Origin of the sequence: Bacillus zhangzhouensis (assembly GCF_000715205.1) — a bacterium.
Taxonomy (GTDB): Bacteria; Bacillota; Bacilli; order Bacillales; family Bacillaceae; genus Bacillus; species Bacillus zhangzhouensis.
Window position 1 is genome coordinate 223,402 of sequence record NZ_JOTP01000002.1, and the last position, 22,946, is coordinate 246,347.

The following is a 22,946-nucleotide window of genomic DNA, read 5'->3' on the forward strand; positions in this document are numbered from 1 at the left end:
ACGTGCATGTCTTGTGAAAAAAACACACAGTCTATATTTTATCGCAAAAAAAAGGATACATCCAGCGTATTCCTTAAGTTTCTCTTGGAAAAAACACACTTTGTGCTCTTTTTTTAAAACTGCCCTTCTCTTTCAACAAAAAGAGGCAGCCGAATGAGTGCGGCTACCCTCTGTTCATTCTTTATTATTCATCGTTTAAGTATAATCTGATTGTTGAGCCCTCTTTCACTTTTGTCCCGGCAGCAGGAGACTGCTTTACCACTTTACTGCCAGTGCCTGAGGCATCGATCTTCAGGTTAATGAGGAGTGATTCAAGGTCAGAAACAGATCCCCCTACAAGATTCGGTACCTCAATGGTTTTTGTGTCCAGCCACTGGTACTTCTTTTCAATTTGTCCTTTTCTTTTTTTCACACCCATCTCAGGCAGGCTGTCTCGCATAATATGACCAACAATTGGTGCAGCTACTGTACCACCAAATTGAATAGTGCCTTTTGGGTTATCAACGGCTACGTATACAACGATGCTTGGGTCATCAGCAGGCGCAAATCCGATAAACGACACAATATGGTTATTTTCCATGTATTTTCCGTCTTTTACCTTCTGTGCAGTTCCGGTTTTTCCGCCAACTCGATACCCTTCAACAAATGCATTTCGGCCAGTTCCTTGAGCAACTACACTTTCAAGCGCATATCTGATTTCTTTTGATGTTTCAGCTGAAATCACTTTCTTCTTGGCAATCGGTGATTGCTTTTTCACGACCTCTTTTGTGACCGGATCTATCCATTCTTTCGCAATATAAGGTGTGTAAAGCGTCCCGCCATTTATCGCAGCTGCCACTGCGGCTACTTGTTGAATCGGCGTAACGGAGACACCTTGACCAAAAGCAGTTGTTGCCTGCTCTACAGGACCTACTCGATCAAGCGGGAACAAAATTCCTCTCCCTTCCCCTTGAAGATCGATTCCTGTTTTCTGGCCAAAACCAAAATTTTTAATATAGGAAAATAATTTATCTTTCCCAAGACGGTCGCCTAGCGCTACAAAGCCTGGGTTACAGGAGTTTTGCACCACTTCTAAAAATGACTGTGATCCATGCCCGCCTTTTTTCCAGCATCTGAGCCTTGCTCCATCGACCGTCACAGATCCACTGTCAAAAAAATGATCGCGTTTTAAATTCACTTTCTTTTCTTCTAATGCTGCTGCAAGTGTAATAATTTTAAACGTCGATCCCGGCTCATATGTGCTCCACACTGGTAAATTTCGGTTAAACACTTTTGGATCAACTGATTGATAGTCAGCTGGATCAAAATCCGGCCTGCTTGACATCCCAAGCACTTCACCATTTTTCGGGTTCATGGCAATGGCGATCATGCCATCTGGATTATATTTTGCCTGCGCATTATCTAATTCTCGTTCAATGATGGTTTGTACTTTCGAATCGACCGTTAATTTCATATCAAGACCATCTTTAGGCGGTGTATAATCATCTGCTTCATCTGGCATTTTCTGTCCTTTTGCATCGGAATAGAATTTCACAGAGCCTTTTTCACCTTTTAGGTCATCATCGTAGTAGGCTTCCAGCCCAAGTAAACCTTGATTATCAATTCCAGCAAAGCCTAGTACATGGGACAGGAAACTGCCAAACGGATAATGTCTGATGCTGTCTTCCGCTACATAAACTCCATCTAAATCAAGCTCTCTTACTTCTTTTGCTTTTTCATGAGATACTTTTCTGCCCTCAGGAGAAATTCGCTCAATTGATGTTTTCTTCGTGACGTGCTTGTACGCTTTCTCCTCAGACATATTAAGCACTGCCGCCAGTTTCTTGCTTGTTTCTGCGGGATCTTTAATTTGCCGCGGGACGACCAAAATGGATGGAGCACTTTTGTTCGTCGCCAGCTCTACCCCATTCCGGTCCAAAATATCTCCTCGTTCCGGTTCGAATGGGAGGTTACGGCTCCATGAATCTTTTGCTAAGCTTGTCAGCTTTTCGCCCATAATAAACTGCACATATCCTAATCTAGTATCTATGATGAAAAAAATGATCACCCCAAACAGCAGCACGAAAAGCAATCGTTTTCTTACTGTTACACTCGACACTCGCACGCCCGATTCACTCCTTACATATGGCTTATGTCTATCATATGCAGGCTCGTTCTCTTGTAGAACGGTCTAGTCCACTCCTCTACAGCAAAAGAAAAAACCTAGCAAATGGTTTGCTAGGTTTTGCAGTTAATTTGGGCTTTTAAATGTCACAGTGACGACCTTATCTGAAATCTCCGCTCCACTTTTGACACTTTGTTTGACAGCATATCCTTGTCCATTTGTTTCAATGTGCACACCCGAAATGGACGCATATTGAAGTACTTCCCTTCTGGACCAGCCTGTCATATCAGGCATCTTAATGGTTTTTCCTGCTGTTTTCAAGAAGACTTTCTGGCTTTCAGAGTATTCAGAGCCCGCACTCGGCGACTGGCGTTTAATGGATAAACCATCGCCGATGACAACAGGTGTTAAGTTTTTATTTTTGACTTCCGTTTCTGCTTGTTTCACTTCTAAATCCAGGAATGAAGGCATTGTTTCTTGTTTCACCTTTTGTTCGCCTGATTTTTTATCGTCTGTTTTTGTTGGTGCGATATTTAAATATAGCAGACTATTTTTCATAACAGGGTTGAAGATTTGTGAAACAGGGGCAGAGCCTGTTTCTGTTTCAGACAACTGCGGCTGCTGTACTGCCACATAAACGAGCAGCTTCGGATCATCTTTTGGCGCCATCCCCATAAATGAAAAGACGTAGTCGTTTCTCCCCTGGAGGTAACCGCCGGCTCCGCCAATTTGTCCTGTCCCTGTTTTCCCAGCGACGTCAAAGCCTTTGATTTGATAAGGCTGACCTGTACCAATTTTCGAGGAAACAACCTCACCTAAAATGTCACGGACTTGCTTCGCTGTATCAGATGAAATCGGCTTTCCAGCTACTGTTGGTTCGTGCTGCAAGATCGTTTTGTTTGTGTTCGGGTCTGTAATATGGTCAATGACATATGGCTTCATCATCGTTCCACCGTTGGCAATCGCTGTCGCTGCTTCGATTTGCTGAATTGGTGTAATGGCAGACGCTTGACCATAAGCCGTCGATGCTTTGTCATATTCGTATCTATAGTTGATTTTGCTAGACGCTTCATTCGGTAAGTCAATTCCCGTTTTGTCATAGAAATGGAATTTTTGCAAATATTGTTCGTATCGCGTGAAGCCTAGCTTTTCCTTTGCCAGCTTTGCAAAGGCCACATTAGAAGAACGGAGAACACCTTGATGAAAGTCAATTTTCCCCCAGCCATTTCCGTTGTTGTGGTCTCTTACAAGGCCGCCACCTACTTTATAAGTACCAGATTGGTATTTATCACTGCCTTGGTAGACGCCTTCTTGGATTGCCGCGGCGAGTGTAAAGATCTTCATCGTCGAACCAGGTTCAAACGCATATGAAATGACATCATTGTTATAGTTCGTAATGTCGAGTTCATTTAAATTAAAGCTTGGGCGCTGTCCCATCGCGAGAACTTTTCCTGTTTTCGGATCGACGACTGTCGCAATGATTTTCTTCGGTTTATATTTTTTGGCGACCTGCGTCATACTTTCTTCAAGGAATGCCTGAATTTTTTGATCGATGGTCAGCGTGACGTTTTTCCCATCTTTCGGGGCGACAATGTCTTCTTTACTATTTGGAAGAGCCCACCCGCTTCTGTCACTATTATACGTCACATAGCCATCTTTTTCTTTTAAGAATTTATTTAACGCCTTCTCAAGCCCCATTGCACCTGACATGTCCTTGGTCGCCTCATCTAATCTTGCATAACCAATTAAATTAGAAGCAAACATGCCGTTTGGATAATATCGCTTCGTATCTTTTTCAAACGCGACCCCAGGAAGCTTTAGCTTTTCAATTTTTTCCTTTGTTGAAAAACTAATGTCTTTCCCAGCTTTACCAAACTCGACTTGGAACGCATCCTTTGTATTCAGACGCTTTAAAATTTCGCTTTCGCTCATATCAATTACTTTTGACAGCTCTTTTGCTGTCTTTTCTTTATCGACGACATGCATTGGGTGCTTTGGATCCACCGTCATTTTCTTACTCATGATGGCAATGAGTTTATACACAGAGGTATCCTCTGCAATCACATTTCCATTTCGGTCTAAAATGGACCCTCTTTTGGCTTCAAGTGTTTTCTTCGATTGATATTGTTCATTTGCCTTGGCTGCTAGAACTTGTCCATCAACCGTTCCTGTAATCTGAATATAAATAAAACGTGCAAGTATGATAAAGAAAAACAGGGCGAAGCAAATACTCGCAATTGCCGCGCCTCTGTTCATCATTTTATTCTTTTTAGGCATCGCCATGTTAATCGACCTTCTTAACATCTTTCGATATGCTTAAGCCTGCTTTTTTAGCGGCTTCGATGATTCTTTCTGGTTCACTTAGCAAATCTCTTTCCTTTTGTAGCTCAGTGATTTTCTTCGATTCTAAAGATACTTGCTGTTCTAATTTCTGCACTTCGATATTTGCGTGATACACAGCAAAGGCTTTAGAAATGATGAGAATGGAGCTGCACATAAGAGCCATGACAAACATGACAAGTAAGATTTTTTCACCAAGTGTAATAGAACCTCTTCTTCTAATGACAACCGATTGGCCTTGCTGCTCTGTTTGATGTTGCTTCACTTCTCTTTGGTAAGCCAAATTACTCATAAGAAACCTCCTTTTTATCATCATCTATGGTGTCGTTTACTTTTTTTCTGCAATTCGGAGCTTCGCTGAACGGGCACGGTTGTTATGTTCCAGCTCTTGTTCTGATGCGACGATCGGTTTTCTCGTGACCAGCTTCAGTTTTGGTTCAAGTCCTTCTGGAATCACTGGTAATCCGTGCGGAAGTTCTGGAAGAGAAGACATCTCTTTAAATGTACTTTTACAAATCCGATCTTCAAGTGAATGGAATGTAATGACAGAAATTCTCCCCTTCGGATTGAGTAACTCTATTGCTTGTTCTAGTGCTTCTTCAAATACTTTCAATTCGTCATTTACGGCAATTCGGATCGCTTGAAACACTCTTTTCGCTGGATGTCCGCCAGTTCGTCTTGCAGGGGCGGGAATTCCTTCTTTGATAATGTCTACAAGTTGACCCGTTGTTTCAATTGACGCTTTTTTTCTAGCTTCTTCAATTTTGCGTGCGATTTGCTTGCTGAATTTCTCTTCCCCATATTTGTAGAAAATCCGAACTAGATCTTCAAATGGCCATTCATTCACCACTTGTTTGGCCGACAATGCGGCTGATTGATCCATTCTCATGTCAAGAGGTGCATCATGATGATAACTAAAGCCTCTCTCTGGTGTGTCAAGCTGAGGAGACGATACACCAAGATCAAAGATCACACCGTCTACGCTTGTAATGCCTTGTTCATTCAGACGTTCTTTTAAATATCGGAAGTTGCTTTTTATGAAAAGAATGTTCGCTTTTGAATCTGCGAGCTTCTCTCGTGCATGATCCAGTGCAGCATCGTCTTGATCAAAACCAATCAATGTACCTTTTTCTGATAATTGAGATAGTAAATATGAGCTATGACCTGCGCCGCCTAGCGTGCAGTCCACATATGTACCGTCTTCTTTGACGTTTAAACCGTCAACTGTTTCTTTTAATAATACTGTCTCATGTTGAAACATGATGTTATGGTCCCACCTTTTTCAAATAGAAATGAATGTGTAGAAAGCTTGCTGCACAAGGAATTATTATATATCAAATCCAATCATGTTTTCAGCAATTTCAGCAAAAGAATCTTCTTGCTCTTCTGTATATTGTTCCCAGATCGACTTACTCCACAACTCAATTCGATTTGAAACGCCGATGACCACACATTCTTTTTCGAGTTTTGCATATTGGAGTAGGTTTGATGCGATGTTAATGCGTCCCTGCTTGTCCAGATCGCATTCGACTGCGCCAGAGAAGAAGAACCGGGTAAACGCACGTGCATCTTTTTTCGTTAGCGGAAGTGCTTTGAGTTTCTCTTCGATTAGTTTCCACTCACTCATAGGGTAGCCAAATAAACATTGATCAAGCCCTCTCGTCAGCACAAACTGTTCTCCGAGACCGTCTCTAAATTTAGCAGGGATGATCATGCGCCCTTTTGTATCAATCGTATGTTGGTATTCACCCATGAACATGATAATCAGAGCCCCACTTTCTCACCCTTACTCTCCACTATCCACCACTTCTCTCCACAAAACTTATTCTACACTGTTTCTTCATAAAAAAAAACCCTGAACTAGTCAGGGTTGATTAAAACTTTATTTCAAAGTTTGACAATTTGTTGCTTGTTTTGAAATGAAAATGGCATATTTTTGAATGTTTTGAAGAATTCTGGACCATATTTGTTTAAAAAATACATGATATTCCAAATTCTTTCTTGTGGTGCATCAAGTGGTTTTAAACTATTTTCAATCCGTTCAAAGTCGCGAAGGATATATCCTTCCTTCTCTTCCACACGCTGAGCCACCTTTTGATAGACAAATTGAAGTTGGCGTTCAATAAATTTGGCATTTTTATCTAGAAGCTGCTCAAAGCTCGGTTCAATCTCCAGCGCTTCTTGTCTCACCGTCCCATGAACATTTGCTAATTCACGTTTCGCATGTTGAACCGCTTGAACGAAGCTGTCAGGAAGACTTTGCTGAAAGTGCGCATCCTTCTTTTCTTTTACTCCGTTTGTCAGTACTTCTTCTACCGACAGTTCTCTGACCGGTAATTTTTTGTCAATGTGCCTTTCAAGAATGGTGACGTGCAGTCTTGGAAGAACAGGTGCCATCTTTAATTCAAAGTGTTCAAAAATTCCTTTCAGCTCGCCCCAATAGTTGACTTCACCATGTCCTGCCATAAAAGCAAGTGTTGGGAGAAGGGTCTCTTGCATCAAGGGACGCGTCACCACATTGTTGCTAAACCTTTCTGGGTGCTCCTCGACTTCCTGCAAAAGCTCTTCCTTTGTCCACGTAAGCCCCACTTCTGATACAGAAAACTGATGCTGCTCTTTTTCAATGAGGAAACGCTCCTCATCATATTCGTAAAACAGGTTTGCCTGGTGGTCACCAGCTTCAATGATCGGCCGATATCCCGCTCGCTTCATGGCAGCCTGCGTTTCGTTCAGGCGAGCTGTGATCGTATCACTTGTCTCGATAATCTGCTTAAATAACGTGCGCTCAAGTGGTTTGACGCCTAAGTCTCCTGAATTAAATAGCAGCAGTCCATCTTCTTCAAAGAGGTCGCACACAATCCATTCAAAGAAATCAGTAAATGTTTGTGATTTGCGTAAACATCGAAGAAGCTGATCAAGCAAATCATTTGTGTAAGCAGATTCTTCATAGGTTGAAAACACATCACGAAGCCATTTCTCTGTTTTCTCCTGATGTAGCGGTGTTCTTTTCGCAGCTGCTTTTTTGACGCTATGTAATGGCAGCTTTTGTTTGACTGGACCTTTTTCGCCAGACGTGTACACAAAATTAATTTCATCTACGTCATGATCCTCACCAGCTACCCAAAAGACCGGAATCACAGGAACGCCAAGCTCTGATTCTTTTTCTTTTGCAAACTGAATAATCGATATGATTTTATGTATGGTATAAAGCGGTCCTGTTAATAGGCCTGCCTGCTGCCCTCCAACCACCATGACACTCCGTTCATCACGGATTTTTTCAATGTTCTGACGCATCGCTGCCGATTCAAACTTCGCGTGATATGCGCTCATATAATCCGCTAAAGCCTCGCGCGGGAAGCTCCTTCCCATGAGATCGTCGTATCTCTTTTTCCATGTGTGCTCAGAATGTATATCATAATCAAAAAAAGCAGTCATCTCTTTTTTTTCTTCTATATAATCACGTATGAATAAATTCTGACTTCGGATGGAAAGTTCAGTCAATTGCATGTTTAGAACTTCCTTTCTTCAATAAATAGTTAGTTTCCCGAAAAAAGTATAGCATGTAAATGAGCTCACTCAAAAGATTTTGTTTGCTTTTTTTCCAATACTTCCAAGCTTCTATTGAAGAAAGCAAGATGTGGCGTCAGAATCTCTTGTGCCTGAGCCTGTTTTAAAAGATAGCCAACGATGGCTTTTCTTTCGGTTTGGCGGCCTTTTACGATATCTTGAAGCATCGATGATTGATTAGCGGCCGTTTTATCACAAATAGAGACCACATGGGACCAGAGCCGCTCTTTTTCAGACAAGCCTAAAACGGAAACAGCTTCTTCAAATGCACATTTCATCATATATTCATATGAGGCATTTGCGATCAGTTCCCCATTTTTCACATGTAATAAAGCCGTCAGCGGGTTAATACAGACATTGACAAGCAGTTTTTCCTCCAGCACCTTTTTCCATTCATCTGTATAGACCATCTGAAAATGGGCTGATGTCTCATTCAATTCATTCCTCACATCTGCTGCTTCCTTATGATGAAATGCCCCCCACTTTATGACACCAATACCTGTATGAGCGACTGCATGATCTGACACCTTCATTGCGCCATGCTCTACCACACCTATATATAATTGATGTGCCGTTTTCCAGTTCTCTAAGTCTAATAGGTGGGCCATTCCGTTCTGCAAAAATAAGATCCGCTGACGAGGTAATGTCGATAGTTCGTCCAGTACATCTTGCAAATGATGATATTTCACCGTCACAATCAGTAGATCAAATATTCCTTTTACACCTGTGTCTGCATGAGCCACTGCCCGAAACGTTTCTCCTCTCACCGTTCGTTCAATTCCTGACGCTCGAATCTCTTTTGCCTGTTCATTTCTTCTTGTAAATACGGTGATGTCATGTTGCTGTGATAAATAACTGGCACAAAGAAGACCGATTGCACCTCCGCCAATGATTCCAATTTTCAACTGCCGCACTTCCCTTTTTTCTGTTTACTTCATCATATCCACTATTTTAACAGTTTCATGTCATGATGCAAAAAGCAGATGACGCGCTATGATTGAATTTTTTTAATTTAAAAACTATAATAATAAGTGTAAAAACTTTTTTAGGCGGATGGGATGAAAACGCCTTCAATAACATCACTGTCGACATTATATGTGTAAGGGGGAAGATCACATGACACAAGTAAAACGTCTTCTAATTAATTACAAAACATTAGAGGAATTTAAACAATTTAAGGAATATGGCATACAAGAACTTTCAATGCTTGAAGACCTTGAAAGTAATATGATTGAAAATGACAGCAACTCTCCATTTTACGGGATTTATTTTGGAGATAAGCTTGTGGCACGTATGAGCCTATATCAAGTGGATGGCTCGACGACTACGTATTTTGACCATAATCATAATTATTTAGAGCTGTGGAAGCTAGAAGTGCTACCTGGATATCAGCGCAAAGGGTACGGCGAAGCGCTTGTTGAATTCGCCAAATCTTTCGGATTGCCGATTCGAACGAATCCACGCGTCAAATCTGCTGGTTTTTGGGATAAAATGGGCTTTGAAGCGGTGAAATATGATATGGAACGCGATAAGGGTGAAAATCCACTCATCTGGGAGCCCGCACATATCAAAAAGAATACAGGTGAATCAGCTTAATGGTTGATGACAAAACGCCCCTCCTTTTATCTGTGAGGGGCGTTTTCTTATTTTGCGTAGTCTTTTAAGCTGATATTCTGTTTAACTCTTTCAACAATACCAATGAGTGCTCGGTAATCTTCTTCTGTCATTTTCAATTGGCGCTTCAAGTGTTCATTTTCTTCTGTGAGCGACTTTAATTGATGATGTGCATCCTTTAGCTCCTCGCGTAAATAAGCGGGACCAGAAGGCTCTTTTTCAAGCTGCTCTAAAAACTGAATCACTTCTCGAAGGGTCAATTCAGCCTGATCTGAAGATGTCTTCTTTTCTATTGTTAACGCATGCTGTGGTAAACCTGAGGAATGAATACCAATCTTTTTACGCAGTTCTTTTCGCTGTTTTTTTGCCAGTTCAATGCCTGCCTGATACTGCTTTCTGACGTAAGAATTCCACCTGAATCCACATGCTGCAGCTGTTCTTGACAGTGCTTTCCCGACTTCCTCAAATGCGGAAAGCTGGGTCCCTCCATCTCGAATATGTCTTAAGACGACTTCTGCTAATAGTAAATCTTCATCTTGTGTCCATGCATCCTGCCTTGTAATCGTCAATTGATCATCCCCCCTGAATCTGAATACCACATCATATGCGCCTACTAGAGTAGATAGACTATTTGCAGGAGAGAAACCTAAAAAATAGACAAATAAAAAAACGCAAGGGAAGATTCCCTCACGCTTTTTTATAAATTAGTTGCTTTTTACGTCTTTGCCTTTGTATGTTCCGCAAGATTTGCAGACACGATGAGAAATTTTCATTTCACCGCATTCTGGGCAAGCTACCATACCAGGTACTTGTAGTTTGAAATGCGTACGACGCAATCTTTTTTTCATTTTAGAAGTTCTTCTAAAAGGTACAGCCATTATTCCCACCTCCTTAAAGAGTTAAGTTAAGATTCATTATTTTCTTCTAAGAGCTTCTTCAAGCCTTCCAGACGCGGATCAATTCGGTTTTGATGTGCATCTTCCGAAATGACCGCCCAGTCATTACCTTCTTGTGGTGCAGCACCTTTTACGTCTGTTTGGTCGCAAAAGATTTGCATCGGCACTTCAAGAAGTATTTCTTCCTTGACTATAGGCGTTAAGTCGATGATATCGTCTTCTACAACGGAAACGTCTTCATCTTCTATATCGTCTGTCTTATGAAGTACAAATAGTTCTTTCGTTGAAATCGCAAATGGATAATTTACATCAACAAGCGTTCTTGAACAAGGCAATGTCATTTCACCTGTGATGGTTAAATCAAATGCGACTTGCTTTGATTCGATCACTCCAGTCCCTTTCACCTCTACTGGTGAAATGCGACGTATATCTGAATGAAGGCTAGTAAGTTCATTTAAGTCAACCGTCTCATGAAAATCGAAGCTGTTTTTAGCTTTTTGATGTAATTGATAAACTGTCCATTTCAATTGTATCACCTCTAAGAGCAACAAACATGATTATAGCTTTCATCATGTTATTTGTCAATATTTTTTCTTTACAGTCCTTTGTGATGTCAGTGGGTTGTTTGACATCAGTTCCTTGAATGCCTACACTGAAAAAAATGAGCTTCATTTTTCCCTTATGCTACTGTAGCATAGACCATTTAACCATAGCAAGAAAGGCGGAACATCTATTGAAATCAGTGGGAATCGTTGTAGAGTACAACCCATTTCATTATGGACATGCCTATCATGTTCGTCAGGCGAAAAAACAAACCTCCTCAGATGTTGCCATTGCCGTCATGAGCGGTTCCTTCCTCCAGCGCGGAGAGCCTGCAATCGTCTCAAAATGGGCACGTACAAAAATGGCACTGCAAAACGGTGTAGACATTGTGTGTGAGCTTCCATACATATACGCTGTGCAAAAGGCAGAAACCTTTGCAAATGGCGCTGTGTCCATCCTAGACGCTTTAAAATGCCGCACTCTTTTTTTCGGAAGTGAGGATGGGGACATCAACGTATTTGAGCGCACAGCTCACGCTTGGCATGAGAAAAAGGCAGAGATTGACCTTTTAACAAAAGAGAAGGTCAAAGAAGGTCTTAGTTATCCGGCTGCTGCTGCCGCTGCGTTTCAAGAGGCCATTTACCTTGAGCACTTACTGGATTTGTCTAAACCGAATAATATTTTGGGCTTTCATTATGTAAAGGCCATCTTAGAACGATCCCCTCACATGCAGCCTTTTACCTCCGTGAGAATTGCATCTGATTATCATGATGAAGAACTTCCTGTCAATCAGAAAATCGCAAGTGCAACAAGTATTCGAAAAGCCTTAAAAGAGCACGGCTCATTTGAAGCGGTCACACCCTATCTCCCGGACGCTACTTTAAAGCAATTACACAACTATCATTCTTCATACGGTCTTTTACATACGCAAGAAGCCTATTTTAGCTTCTTAAAACATGTCTTTCACACAATGGATACGGCTGAACTAGAAGACGTCTATGAAATCGAAGAAGGCATCGAACACCGCATGCAAAAGGCGATCACACACGCGTCCTCCTATGAGGAATATCTATCACTTGTGAAGACAAAACGATATACGTGGACAAGGTTACAGCGAATGAATACCCACCTCTTAATGAGAGTGAAAAAAACCGCAATGCATGAGCTTCTGAAAGAGAAAAAAGCGCCCTATATTCGTTTACTTGGTATGTCCAAGAAAGGGCAGCAATACTTATCTCTTGTGAAAAAAGAATTGGACGTACCGCTTGTGAGCAAGCTGTCCTCCTTTTCACATCCCGCACTTGATCTTGACATTCGCGCTTCCCGCGTCTTCAGCCTTCCCATCTGTGAGCCAATGCAAACGGAACTAACGGAAGCAGAGTTTAAAACCTCACCGATCCGATATGATGAAGAGACTGATCTCTTTCTCTCTCGATAAAAAAGAGCAGCCTTAATGAGGGCTGCTCTCAGATTGTTGACAAAGGGCTAAAATGATCTTTATGTTAACCCTTTGTCTTCTTTTCAGCGTGATAGAAAACCTTTGCAGTCTAGTAAAGGGCGAGTACCGGAGCGGAGCGAATTTGAGATTCGTGAGTACCGGCACGCAGGACTGACACCGAATGCGAGGGTTTGTCTACACGCTGAGAGCAGCCTTAATGAGGGCTGCTCTTTTTTTATGATGCTTTCTCTTTTAATTTGTTTAAATAGTTCAGTGCATCTTGCATTGTATCTACAGGGACAATTTTCATATCACTTTTAATATCTTTCGCTGTTTTGACTGCATTTTGATAGTCTGAGTTTGGATCGCCTTTATCGTTCGGCGCAAAGAAAATGTCTTTTCCTGCTTTATCTGCTGCCACAACCTTTTGATCGATCCCACCAATTGGGCCGACCGTTCCATCAGCGTCAATCGTTCCAGTCCCCGCGATCGCATAGCCATGTGTTTCGTCTTCTTTTGTCAGCTGGTTATAAATTTCAAGTGACATCATTAAGCCTGCTGATGGACCGCCGATATTTTCAATATCTACTTTAATCGCAGGTGACACTTTCACATGACGGTCAGTAAACAATGACACACCTATTCCGACTCTTTTTGGCTCTTCTTTAAATGGTTTTAACGTCACTTGCTGTATGATTTCTTTGCCGTTTCGTTCAAGGACAAAGCGGACAGATGTGCCTGCTTTTTTACTGCTGATATATGAAACCATTTTATCAGCTGAATCATAGGTCTTGCCATCAACGCTTTTGATCCGGTCGCCAACTTCAATCTTTCCGTAAGCGGGCATTCCTTTCATCACGTAGCTCGCATATACCCCGTTAAACGTATAATCTACTTTTTTCCCTGCTTTTGTATATGCTGCAATCATGGCATTTTCTTGAGAGCTTTTCATCAGCTGAAGCTGTCGTTTCATATAATCTTCATCCGATTCTCCGTCCGCTTTAATGTTTTCTTCCGGGACGATCTCGTCATACTTGTTCATTTTTGCAAGCAAATACGTATATGGGTTTGCTGGACCTACTTTAATGGTCATAAGGGAGAAGCTGCCCTTCTCGCCATATGCTCCGTCTACTTTAATGTGCGGAGCAATCTCTGTTGCATCGCCCGGCTTTGTCACGTAATACGGCAGTTTAACAAAGGTTAAGCCAAATAATACAAGAACAACCACAAAAAAGCTGAGCCAGCGAATATTCAATTTTTTCATTCGATTAACACTCCCATTTATCAATGACATCTTTTAGTTTCCCTTTTAGTTGGTCTGCGGCGAGCTCACCTGCTTCGATCATCTCTTGAACCTGTGTAAACGCACTAGAGCTATATGTTTCAAGCTTTGGCCGGATCATGAGGTCTGCATGAATGGTTTGATGACGAACCAATTCATTTTGAAGGATGTCCAAACTTTGCATAATCACATCCGATAATCTCGTCGCCTTTTCTGTTTTTTTCACCCTTGATACATCAGAGGCGATAATGAGATCTGCACCCATTTCTTTTAAAACAGAAACAGGAATACGGTCAACAACCGCTCCATCTACTAATTGTCTACCGCCCATTACGTGCGGAACAAACACACCTGGAATGCTAATGCTCGCTCTAACTGCTTGTGAGACAGGCCCTTCTTTGAACACAACCTTCTCCCCTGTCTCGAGGTCACACGCGACAATCGCAAGAGGCATTCGCAATTCCTCGATTTTTTTCCCATATGTAAACGTGTGGATCAGCTGCAAAATTCGATTTCCTTTTAAAAGACCGATTTTTGGCAGTGTATAGTCAGCATAATACTTTCTTCTGAAGACAAGTGCAAGTTTTTTCATTTTTTCTACGTCTTGTCCTGCCGCATAAAAGCTCCCAACAAGTGCGCCAATACTGCTTCCAGCAATCATATCCACCTGAATTCCTTGTTTCTCAAGACTAGATAAAACTCCGATATGCGCCATTCCCCTAGCACCCCCAGAGCCTAGCGCAAGCCCGATGACCGGTCGCTTCATGAAAATCAACCCTCCTCTTTCTATGCATATATACGAATCTATAGGTCTAAACATGCCCCTTCTGCTCGTATAGTAATAGAAGACAGGCTCGGCTAGTTTTTCCTTTTTCTTTGATCACGAGCTCGCCAATAGATCATAACGGCAAGGGGCGAAATCTCCATGAAAAAATGGAACACTCTGTTCATCGCTGCTTTTTTTATCTTTTTAACAGCCACTGTGATTACACATCCACAAGCCTCTTTGCAAGCGTCGAAAAATGGACTTGCAATGTGGTGGGAGGTTGTATTTCCGTCATTGCTTCCTTTTTTTATTTTGTCCGAGCTATTAATTAGTTTCGGGATTGTCAGATTTGTCGGAGTGTTATTAGAGCCATTTATGCGCCCCATCTTTCGAGTACCTGGTGTAGGCGGATTTGTACTAGCTATGGGAATGGCCTCAGGCTTTCCTTCTGGCGCTAAATTAACGACAAGACTCAGGCAAGAAGGACAGCTGACGAGAATCGAAGCAGAGCGCCTTGTTTCATTTACAAATTCATCGAATCCATTGTTTATTTTCGGTGCGGTGGCTGTTGGTTTTTTTCATCACCCAGCTTTAGGGGTTGTTTTAGCCTGCGCACATTATTTAGGGAATCTCGCTGTTGGTGTGACGATGCGGGGGTATAAAGCGCGGCATGATGCGCATCTTAGAAGCCGGAAGGGATTTTTATTCCCACCGTTTAAAGAGGCATTCAGCGCCCTTCATACAGCCAGACTCGCAGAGAAAAGACCGCTCGGCCAAATTTTAAGCGATGCTGTCATGTCGTCAGTTCAAACACTCTTTATGATTGGTGGCTTTATTATCTTATTTTCTGTCTTTAGCAAAATGCTGTCAGTTGTTCATGTGACAGACCTGCTATCTATAGGGATCAGATATATGCTGCAAACGATGCACCTTCCGCCAGAATTAGATCTAGCCATGATTGCCGGTTTATTTGAAATCACATTAGGAAGTCAGCTAACGGGGTCACAAGAGGTCACCCTGCTCGCTAAAACCATTGTCGTCAGCTTTATTTTAGGATTCAGCGGGTTCTCTGTTCAAGCCCAGGTCGCCGGCATTTTGGCGGCTACTGATATACGCTTTAAACCGTTTTTCTTCGCCCGTTTGCTCCACGGGATTTATGCAGCTGTCTTTGCCTTTTTATTATTCAAACCTCTTTATGTATCTCGATCAGACATGGCTCTTCCAGCAGGAGCCTTTGAAGCAAGCGAGCAAGTCGTCATGTTTAGCAGTGTGCTATGGAATCAGCTTGTGACAGCTGGCCCTTTGATCACTTTGTTCAGCCTGATCGTGTATATTGCTCTATATTACCAGAAACTAAAAAATGGATGAGTGCACGAGGCACTCATCCATTAAATTTTTCTTTCAGCGCTGCATCTACTTCTTTTGGAACAAGCTCTTTGACAGAGCCATGATACTTCGCTACTTCTTTGACAATGCTTGAGCTTAAGAAGGAGTATTGATTATTGGTCATCATGAAAAACGTTTCAATTTCATCATTTAAGACTTTGTTCATCGATGTGCCTTGCATCTCATATTCAAAGTCCGTCACGGCTCTTAGTCCACGCAAAATGACTTTTGCCCCTTTTTGTTTCGCATAATCAACAAGCAAGCCATGAAAGGATTCAACTTTAATATTTGGCAAATCCTTTGTCGCTTGCCTAATGAGCTCACACCGTTCTTCAACTGTAAACAACGGTTTTTTTGATGAGTTATTTAATACACATACATACACTTCATCAAAGATGTTTGCTCCTCTTTTAATAATATCCAAATGGCCCAATGTGACTGGATCAAAGCTACCCGGACAAACGGCTATGTTCCCCATGCTTTAATTTCCCCGCTTTCTATAGATCGTAATGCCAGTCATTCCGTACAGTTCCCGCCTTGATATGTGGAGCTGTCCAGCTTCCTCAGGCAGCGTAACGTCTTTATCATGCTCACATACAATCACGCCATCATCTGTTAATAAGGAGTGCTCATCAATCATTTCAAGAAGTGCCTTCAGCTTTTGATCCTTATACGGCGGATCAAGAAAGATAGCTTGAAAGGATTCCTCTCGTTTAACAACGGCTGCAAGAGCACGCTTTGCATCATTTCGAAATACTTCACTTTGATCCATTAGTGACAATTGATTCAGGTTTCCTTTAATCGTCTGAATCGCCTTCATATCTCGATCAACGAAAATGCAATGATCGAATCCTCTAGAGAGCGCTTCAATTCCTAAACCACCGCTTCCCGCAAATAAATCAAGGGCCCTCCCGCCATCAAAATACGGGCCTATCATATTAAAAATGGATTCTTTCACTTTATCTGTAGTTGGTCTTGTTGATTGACCTGGTACCGCTTTAAGCGTGCGGCCTTTTCTCGTTCCAGAGATGACTCTCATTTTCCCACCACTTTTTCTGCTTGCTTCTATTGCTTACTGTCTTATGACAAAAAATTCAACATTATCTTACCACATCCAATCCGCATGGGACAATGCGCGGATTTTCATTCATTTTCTATGTATAGATGACGGGAAGCGGGGTCATACTACTTGTAACAGCATCTGATGTGGTGCTGTTGCCAACCGCGGAGAAGACTTACGTTTCCCCATAAGTTCTTCCTCCGGTTTCTCCTCTCCCTTTGCCTTCTCCTTAATGAATCATTAAGAATAGAAGGACCCCGCGGGTGATGCCGCGGGGGTTTTTTGTGTCTTTAAAAGCCCACCTTATAATCATATTCTTTCGCTTTGTCCAATTTGGATTCGTACTCTAATTTAATAAAAGGTTTATATGAAGGCTCAACACGTTTTACAAATGGCAATGAGTTCAGCTTTGCCATATGGCGCTCGAGATCATTCATATCACAATAAATCACTGCATATTTCATTTTCCTTGAAATATAGTGAACATTCCCAAATTTTCTTAGCGCTTTTGACTGCTTTAACGAATGCAGCCAAACGACCATCCCTTGACGTTTGGTTTCCATCTTTTCACCTGCCGCTTTTCAATTCTTTCCCTTCATTATGTAAAAGACGAGACGTTCAAGTCTCGTCAAGATACTTTACAGCCACAGCTGCCTCCTGAACCACAGCCACCGCCGCATGATGATAGGCCATCAAAATATGGGTTCCCTGTTGGAACTTTAATATATGCTGATACAGCTTGACCAATTTCAATACTAATCTCATCTAAGATGGATTGAACCGCTGTTTCTGCTTTTTTGAAATCAACCACTGTATCGTGAAGATCTAGCTTTCTTTTGACCTCACGCATTTCCTTTGAGATCGTTCTATAGTCCGGATGGTATTTGCCGAACCGCTGCACATCCTCATATTGCTCTTTTACTTTTGTAAAATGGGCAATAATTTGTTGGGCTTCTTCGTCTTGCTGGAGACGCTTAAAGCAGTTGCGGTAATGTTCAGCCTCCTCCGACTGAAGAATCATGGCAGCCAATTGATTAGCTTCCTCTTGGAGCTCCACAGATTCGATTGTCGCATACATAAATGTTGCACCTCCAATTCATAGTTTACCACGAAACCTATGGATCAGAAAATGCTTTTACGTGACAAATACGTCCCACGTTTCTCTTTTTTGTTTATAATCTGGATGACGGGAATTCAGCACAACGGTCATTTTATGCTTTCCTTTTGAAAGGTGCTTGACCACAAACGCAGCAGTATACTCATTGCCCGCACGTTTCCCATCTACATACACTGTAAAATATCCCGCCTTCTCATCCTTATTTCCAAGTGAAGGCTCAAGATGGAAATCTCGAAGTGTACTTTCTATATAGACAGCCGTTCCCTGCACTTTGTATTTTAAAAAGCCTTGCTGCTTCATTTCACTTTGGGCTTGCTGCATCACTGGTACATCTGGTTCTTGCTTGACCACTTGCTCTTCTTCATGTTGACTTTGACACCCAGTGACAAGAAAAAGCAATGCGCATATTGACAGCATCCATTTCATCATCTGATTCTCCTTTCGTCTACTTTCATAGGATGCTCATGAATTAGACATCTTAATCAACTCAAAAAAGCCTCACCCGGCTCCATTTTGATTGCGCATTGCTTGGAACATTTGAATCATCATTTCAGCCATTTGGACACTATTGCTCAACTGACTCACACGATGAGGAATGGTTTTTTCGTAAAAGTTCATTTTATCTAATTCAAAGGAAGATAGTTTTTCAGGATGTCGAGTCAGCTGTCTGTACCAGAGAGGACGTTGTCTAATGAATTTGATTCGATCCTCTTCGGCCATGACAAACTCCTGTACTTCTTTCCGCACCAAAAGCATCCCCTTTCAATTAATCTTTCCTGAAGGAGAATGGGTGCTGACTGCCTCCAGATGAACCTTTTTTTGAGCCATTTGATGAAAATTGGCCGAGTAAGCTTTGTAAAGAGGAAATAGACTGGCTCATTTTGTTAATCTGTTCATTCATTTGATCAGCGTCCATTTTTTTCACAGCAGAAACCATTTTAGACATAAAATCTGCTTTTCCCTGTTCACTTGGCTTAGAGGCTTTTTCGTCTTTTGCTTCTTGAGATTGCGTTTGCCGGTAAGGAGACCACATCTCATCTTCCTCACCAAACATTACCCAATTCTCGTATAAACTTTGCCAGCTTTTTTCTTGCGTTTGCACTTCTTGAATTAACTTCGGATGGCGTCTGACGAATTGTTTAAATTCATCAATGGATGTTTGCTTTTGCTTGTTTGTCATATCCTCACCCCCCATACAAATGCCTACTATACTATATACACCAGCATCTGTTTTGGTGAGCCTCTTTTTTCATAAAAAAACAGCTGCGGTTGTGCAGCTGCTTTGTTTAAGATGTTTTCTTGATGAAGTTTTGAGTATAGTATTTTTCTTTCACACCTACGCCAAGGTGTGTGTAATCTCCGTTTAATAACGCCTTCCGGTGACCTTCGCTATTGAGCCAGCCTTCTACAGCTGCTGGTCCATCCACATAGTTATATGCAATGTTTTCACCTGCGAGCTGAAATGCCACCTCTCCTCTTTCTAATCGGTCTTTCAGCGTACCGTATTTTTTAGACTCATGGGAGAAATAATGATTTTCTTTCATGTCCTCACTATGCATGAATGCGACTTCGGAGGTTTCATCGTCCCACTTTAAGGTCGGCAGGTTGTACTTATGGCGAATAATATTGGTCATATCAAAAATTTGTTTTTGGCTGGAAGTCTCAATATCTTTCCATTTTTCGCCTGATATCGCTTCAGGTTCTATCAATTGACCTCGATAGACAACCTCATACGGCTTTTGTTTCACAAATGTATCTGCGTTAAAGGCCCTGATACTCGAAAGGGTGCTTTCAAACTTATCCATGTAAAGCTGGACATAGACATCATCTCCCACTTTCACGGTTGGCCGCGTATTCATATCATCTTCTGAGAATTCAAAGCGGTATGAATTTTGTTCATCCTCTACATGAATGTAAGGCGCAATTTGTGTTTTTTTAAACACTTCACTTGTGGCTTGACCGATTTTAAATGGTTCAACATTTAGCCCGTCTCCTGTTGCAAACAAAGTCACCACTTTACTATCCTTTACCCCTACTTGAATATAGTGCTTCTTCGATTGGTTGTATATCCACCAGTCATAATCATATGCGGAAGGATCAATGCGATCTGGTTCTCCCAGCTGTTTAAGCACTTCGTTTGAAGATTTCCCCATAAAGGACATGAGCCCCTTTTTTGGGATGTTGATCGGCTTATCGCTAGATGTTTCTTCATTAGACACCTTCGGTTCATTGCTGCTTTCTTTTTCCGGTGAAGATCCATATTGAATAAACAGAACGTACGTTCCAGATATAATCAGGAGGATGAAGAGTGTTTTGAGCACAGTTTTCAAATAAACACCTCCGTTAAATTGGCAAGGTACAAAAAGTACCTTCTACTGTCATTTAAACAAAACTTGCTCCATATTACAACGACAATACAGCCTATTTAACACGAATTTAAAATATGCCCCTGTTAATGAAGAAATCCTTGCCCGTGATCTTGATCTTGTTGAGAGATTTCAGTAAGTGCATCTCCCGCACGATCATTTGACAAATCTTCAACTGATAAATCTCCAAGAGCTACAATGCCCGTTAATGCTCCACTTTTAACGACGGGAATGCGGCGGAGCTGATGCTCTGACATTAACCGGACAATTTCTTCAAGCGTTGCATCTTCTTCGGCTGTCAGTACTTCCTTCGTCATGAGTGCGCCAACTTCCTGCGAGTTTGGCTTTTTCTCAGCAATCCCTCTGAGTACAAGGTCCCGGTCTGTCACAATTCCAACGAGCTGATCTCCGTCAACCACTGGAATGGCACCGATGTCAGCATCTTTCATTTTTACTGCCGCTTCATAAGCATTGTCGTCCTTTTGGCACGTCACTACTTTTTTTGTCATAATATCTTTGATTTTTTTCGTTTTCACGTTGATTCCTCCATCTATTATTTTCTTTATTACTGTAACCAGCTTATAAAAGAACATACCTTTCACAGTTGAAAGTTTAACGCTTTCATACTATGATTGTCAGTAAAGGGAATTTTTATAAGGAGGGGTTTTGGGTGAAGTTTGAAGGTACGGGGATTGAAAAGGTATCAGTTGACTTAAATAAATTGGATTTCATCATGGAAAGTGAAGGATTTGTACGAGCCGATCAATGGGATTATGAGCGAGTGACGTACGACAGGAAGTATAGCATGGTTGAAGGGACATTTTATTTACGGATCTATGGCTACGCTACTGAAGGAGATGTCGGTTCCAAAAAGGCACACATTCAGCTTCTGACACCTTTACTTGGAAAACATTATTATCCGCATGGTGTCGAATACGGCGAAGGTGAAGATTTCCCTAAATCTCTTATCCAATCAAGCAAACAAACGCTTAACCGACTGAAAGAAAAACTAGAATCAATGACTGCTGAAGCATAAAACAAAACACAGCCCATACGGCTGTGTTTTAGCGTGTAGACAAACCCTCATATTCGGTGTCACTCCTGCGTGCCGGTGCTCACGAATGTCAAATTCGCTCCGGTACTCGTCCCTCCTAGACTTCAAGGGTTTTCATATCACGCTGAAAAGAAGACAAATCTAAAGCACAGCCTTGATGGCTGTGCTTTAGATTTATTCATATTTCGGAATGAGCGCATCTGGTACGGCATCTTTCGCTCTTTCTTTTCTTGCCCAATCAAAGAACACAACAGCAAGAATCGATCCGTAAACAATCTCCTGAATAATTTTCATCAAAATAGCGCCTAGCTGCTGATCCTCTAGCAGCGGCAAGGTGTGAAACATATCAGGGCCAGTTAGCGCAAGACCTGCGAGCATATCGCTTGGCACACATAGATGCAGAGCTTGTATCCACGCGCCTGCATCTGAATAGGTCGCATAGATCGGTGCATCACTAAACATGATGAGTGCGCAGGCAGGTGTCATCAATATACCGTCTGCCATGATGTAACCAAGCTTTAAGATGCCTGTGATCTGCGGCTGACTTTGGACTTTATGGACAAGCGGCCACCACATGAAAAAGGCAGCGATAAAAATGACAACCGTCATCAACGCATGATAAAACGGATCTGTTTTCACAAAATCAAACACAAGCGGGATGTGATAAAGCGAAAACAACCCGTTAAACCCAAGCAGAGCAATCAAAGGCTTGGAAAACAAACGGAAAATAGCCTGAATGCCTGGTGTTTGAATGATTCGCTCCCAAATGGCCACAGGTAAACCTGTGATAAGGAGTGGCGGGATGACTAAATAGAGTACCGCCATTTGCGCCATATGTGCACTGAACATAATATGCCCCATTAAATCAATTGGGCTGCCTTTCACGGCATATAACAGAATAAGCCCAGTCAGAAATAGCGTTTTCTCTTTCACCGTCGCACGGTGCTTTCCCTTTGTAACGAGAAGTAGATAAAAAGCAGCTGCTAATACAATACATGTCAAATAATAGGGACTCCATAATGCCCGAAATCCGAATATCTCTAAGTTCTCCATTGCTGCGCCTCCTTCAAGGGCAAAGCGGGCTTACCACCAAATAATGGTCAAAAAGGCTAAAACGGTAATAAACGCGACAAACACACCTGAGTAAAGAAACAACGCGGGTGTTTCATGCCCTTTTTGGTTCATGTGCATAAAATAATAAAGCTGAAAAGCCACCTGAATGCCTGCAAGCAGTAAAATAAATGGGACTGCGAACCAATTCCCGACATCTTCAGAGGCGATCGTTAAAAATGCAACAAATGTTAATCCAATCATCAAGCCGAAAGAAATGAGCTGATGCTTCATTTCTTCGGCATTTTTCTTTTTACGGTATACAAGATCGACTTTGGACTGATTTGTGTTTTTATTTCCCAT

General features: G+C 41.8%; 27 protein-coding genes. 4 read left to right on the forward strand and 23 right to left on the reverse strand.

The window, feature by feature from the left end:
* Positions 1 to 184: 184 nt before the first annotated feature.
* From BA70_RS02995 to BA70_RS03025, 7 genes are all read right to left on the reverse strand, one after another.
* Complete coding sequence (locus tag BA70_RS02995; protein ID WP_034318000.1) at positions 185 to 2,104, reverse strand: stage V sporulation protein D; 1,920 nt, start codon at positions 2,102 to 2,104, stop codon at positions 185 to 187.
* A 126-nt stretch (positions 2,105 to 2,230) separates the two neighbouring features.
* A complete protein-coding gene (locus BA70_RS03000; RefSeq protein ID WP_034318134.1) occupies positions 2,231 to 4,381 on the reverse strand; it encodes a penicillin-binding protein in 2,151 nt (716 codons plus the stop codon).
* Positions 4,382 to 4,388: 7 nt separating this feature from the next.
* Positions 4,389 to 4,736 (reverse strand): cell division protein FtsL, encoded by a 348-nt coding sequence (gene ftsL / locus BA70_RS03005; RefSeq protein WP_034318003.1) that lies wholly within the window; start codon positions 4,734 to 4,736, stop codon positions 4,389 to 4,391.
* Between the two features lie 36 nt (positions 4,737 to 4,772).
* Positions 4,773 to 5,705 (reverse strand): 16S rRNA (cytosine(1402)-N(4))-methyltransferase RsmH, encoded by a 933-nt coding sequence (gene rsmH / locus BA70_RS03010; RefSeq protein ID WP_034318006.1) that lies wholly within the window; start codon positions 5,703 to 5,705, stop codon positions 4,773 to 4,775.
* A 66-nt stretch (positions 5,706 to 5,771) separates the two neighbouring features.
* Positions 5,772 to 6,203, reverse strand: coding sequence for a division/cell wall cluster transcriptional repressor MraZ (gene mraZ / locus BA70_RS03015; protein ID WP_003211163.1), 432 nt, complete (start codon positions 6,201 to 6,203; stop codon positions 5,772 to 5,774).
* Between the two features lie 128 nt (positions 6,204 to 6,331).
* The gene (gene bshC / locus BA70_RS03020) at positions 6,332 to 7,951 is read right to left on the reverse strand and encodes a bacillithiol biosynthesis cysteine-adding enzyme BshC (protein ID WP_034318008.1); all 1,620 of its coding nucleotides are present in this window, start codon (positions 7,949 to 7,951) and stop codon (positions 6,332 to 6,334) included.
* 65 nt (positions 7,952 to 8,016) lie between these two features.
* Positions 8,017 to 8,916 carry a 2-dehydropantoate 2-reductase gene (locus tag BA70_RS03025; RefSeq protein ID WP_034318011.1) on the reverse strand — a complete coding sequence of 300 codons (900 nt, stop codon included), beginning with the start codon at positions 8,914 to 8,916 and terminating at the stop codon, positions 8,017 to 8,019.
* A 211-nt stretch (positions 8,917 to 9,127) separates the two neighbouring features.
* Here BA70_RS03025 and BA70_RS03030 point away from each other — a divergent pair, with 211 nt between their 5' ends.
* Positions 9,128 to 9,607, forward strand: a complete 480-nt coding sequence (locus BA70_RS03030) for an N-acetyltransferase (RefSeq protein ID WP_034318014.1) — start codon at positions 9,128 to 9,130, stop codon at positions 9,605 to 9,607.
* A gap of 47 nt (positions 9,608 to 9,654) precedes the next feature.
* On the opposite strand, the gene gerR is transcribed toward BA70_RS03030, so the two are convergent.
* From gerR to BA70_RS03045, 3 genes are all read right to left on the reverse strand, one after another.
* On the reverse strand, positions 9,655 to 10,194 hold the full coding sequence (gerR, locus tag BA70_RS03035; RefSeq protein ID WP_034318017.1) for a sporulation-specific transcriptional regulator GerR: 540 nt from the start codon (positions 10,192 to 10,194) through the stop codon (positions 9,655 to 9,657).
* 135 nt (positions 10,195 to 10,329) lie between these two features.
* The gene (rpmF, locus tag BA70_RS03040; RefSeq protein ID WP_008354700.1) at positions 10,330 to 10,503 is read right to left on the reverse strand and encodes a 50S ribosomal protein L32; all 174 of its coding nucleotides are present in this window, start codon (positions 10,501 to 10,503) and stop codon (positions 10,330 to 10,332) included.
* 26 nt (positions 10,504 to 10,529) lie between these two features.
* Entirely contained in the window at positions 10,530 to 11,048 is a 519-nt protein-coding gene (locus tag BA70_RS03045; RefSeq protein ID WP_019743276.1) for a YceD family protein, read from the reverse strand.
* 206 nt (positions 11,049 to 11,254) lie between these two features.
* Here BA70_RS03045 and BA70_RS03055 point away from each other — a divergent pair, with 206 nt between their 5' ends.
* A complete protein-coding gene (locus BA70_RS03055; RefSeq protein WP_034318022.1) occupies positions 11,255 to 12,502 on the forward strand; it encodes a nucleotidyltransferase in 1,248 nt (415 codons plus the stop codon).
* A 235-nt stretch (positions 12,503 to 12,737) separates the two neighbouring features.
* On the opposite strand, the gene BA70_RS03060 is transcribed toward BA70_RS03055, so the two are convergent.
* Positions 12,738 to 13,766, reverse strand: a complete 1,029-nt coding sequence (locus BA70_RS03060) for a SepM family pheromone-processing serine protease (protein ID WP_034318024.1) — start codon at positions 13,764 to 13,766, stop codon at positions 12,738 to 12,740.
* A gap of 4 nt (positions 13,767 to 13,770) precedes the next feature.
* Complete coding sequence (locus tag BA70_RS03065) at positions 13,771 to 14,550, reverse strand: patatin-like phospholipase family protein (RefSeq protein WP_034318026.1); 780 nt, start codon at positions 14,548 to 14,550, stop codon at positions 13,771 to 13,773.
* 159 nt (positions 14,551 to 14,709) lie between these two features.
* Between BA70_RS03065 and ylbJ the strand changes: the two genes are divergently transcribed.
* Positions 14,710 to 15,918: a sporulation integral membrane protein YlbJ gene (gene ylbJ, locus BA70_RS03070; protein ID WP_034318028.1), complete on the forward strand. Its 1,209-nt coding sequence runs from the start codon at positions 14,710 to 14,712 to the stop codon at positions 15,916 to 15,918.
* A gap of 13 nt (positions 15,919 to 15,931) precedes the next feature.
* On the opposite strand, the gene coaD is transcribed toward ylbJ, so the two are convergent.
* From coaD to BA70_RS03115, 9 genes are all read right to left on the reverse strand, one after another.
* A complete protein-coding gene (gene coaD, locus BA70_RS03075; protein WP_034318030.1) occupies positions 15,932 to 16,414 on the reverse strand; it encodes a pantetheine-phosphate adenylyltransferase in 483 nt (160 codons plus the stop codon).
* A 3-nt stretch (positions 16,415 to 16,417) separates the two neighbouring features.
* Entirely contained in the window at positions 16,418 to 17,005 is a 588-nt protein-coding gene (gene rsmD / locus BA70_RS03080) for a 16S rRNA (guanine(966)-N(2))-methyltransferase RsmD (RefSeq protein WP_262982646.1), read from the reverse strand.
* A 281-nt stretch (positions 17,006 to 17,286) separates the two neighbouring features.
* Entirely contained in the window at positions 17,287 to 17,559 is a 273-nt protein-coding gene (locus tag BA70_RS03085; protein ID WP_034318036.1) for a YlbG family protein, read from the reverse strand.
* Positions 17,560 to 17,624: 65 nt separating this feature from the next.
* Positions 17,625 to 18,074, reverse strand: coding sequence for a regulatory iron-sulfur-containing complex subunit RicF (ricF, locus tag BA70_RS03090; RefSeq protein ID WP_034318038.1), 450 nt, complete (start codon positions 18,072 to 18,074; stop codon positions 17,625 to 17,627).
* Between the two features lie 57 nt (positions 18,075 to 18,131).
* On the reverse strand, positions 18,132 to 18,539 hold the full coding sequence (locus tag BA70_RS03095) for a hypothetical protein (protein WP_034318041.1): 408 nt from the start codon (positions 18,537 to 18,539) through the stop codon (positions 18,132 to 18,134).
* A 72-nt stretch (positions 18,540 to 18,611) separates the two neighbouring features.
* Positions 18,612 to 18,860, reverse strand: a complete 249-nt coding sequence (locus tag BA70_RS03100; RefSeq protein ID WP_034318044.1) for a YlbE-like family protein — start codon at positions 18,858 to 18,860, stop codon at positions 18,612 to 18,614.
* A gap of 19 nt (positions 18,861 to 18,879) precedes the next feature.
* Positions 18,880 to 19,293: a YlbD family protein gene (locus BA70_RS03105; protein ID WP_034318047.1), complete on the reverse strand. Its 414-nt coding sequence runs from the start codon at positions 19,291 to 19,293 to the stop codon at positions 18,880 to 18,882.
* A gap of 106 nt (positions 19,294 to 19,399) precedes the next feature.
* Positions 19,400 to 20,443 carry a CAP domain-containing protein gene (locus tag BA70_RS03110; protein WP_034318049.1) on the reverse strand — a complete coding sequence of 348 codons (1,044 nt, stop codon included), beginning with the start codon at positions 20,441 to 20,443 and terminating at the stop codon, positions 19,400 to 19,402.
* A gap of 122 nt (positions 20,444 to 20,565) precedes the next feature.
* On the reverse strand, positions 20,566 to 20,988 hold the full coding sequence (locus BA70_RS03115; RefSeq protein ID WP_034318137.1) for a CBS domain-containing protein: 423 nt from the start codon (positions 20,986 to 20,988) through the stop codon (positions 20,566 to 20,568).
* 161 nt (positions 20,989 to 21,149) lie between these two features.
* On the opposite strand from BA70_RS03115, the gene BA70_RS03120 reads away from it, so the two are divergent.
* Positions 21,150 to 21,515 carry a YugN family protein gene (locus tag BA70_RS03120; RefSeq protein WP_034318051.1) on the forward strand — a complete coding sequence of 122 codons (366 nt, stop codon included), beginning with the start codon at positions 21,150 to 21,152 and terminating at the stop codon, positions 21,513 to 21,515.
* Between the two features lie 192 nt (positions 21,516 to 21,707).
* On the opposite strand, the gene ctaG is transcribed toward BA70_RS03120, so the two are convergent.
* Positions 21,708 to 22,586: a cytochrome c oxidase assembly factor CtaG gene (gene ctaG / locus BA70_RS03125; RefSeq protein ID WP_034318053.1), complete on the reverse strand. Its 879-nt coding sequence runs from the start codon at positions 22,584 to 22,586 to the stop codon at positions 21,708 to 21,710.
* Positions 22,587 to 22,616: 30 nt separating this feature from the next.
* The gene (ctaF, locus tag BA70_RS03130; protein ID WP_024426910.1) at positions 22,617 to 22,946 is read right to left on the reverse strand and encodes a cytochrome c oxidase subunit IVB; all 330 of its coding nucleotides are present in this window, start codon (positions 22,944 to 22,946) and stop codon (positions 22,617 to 22,619) included.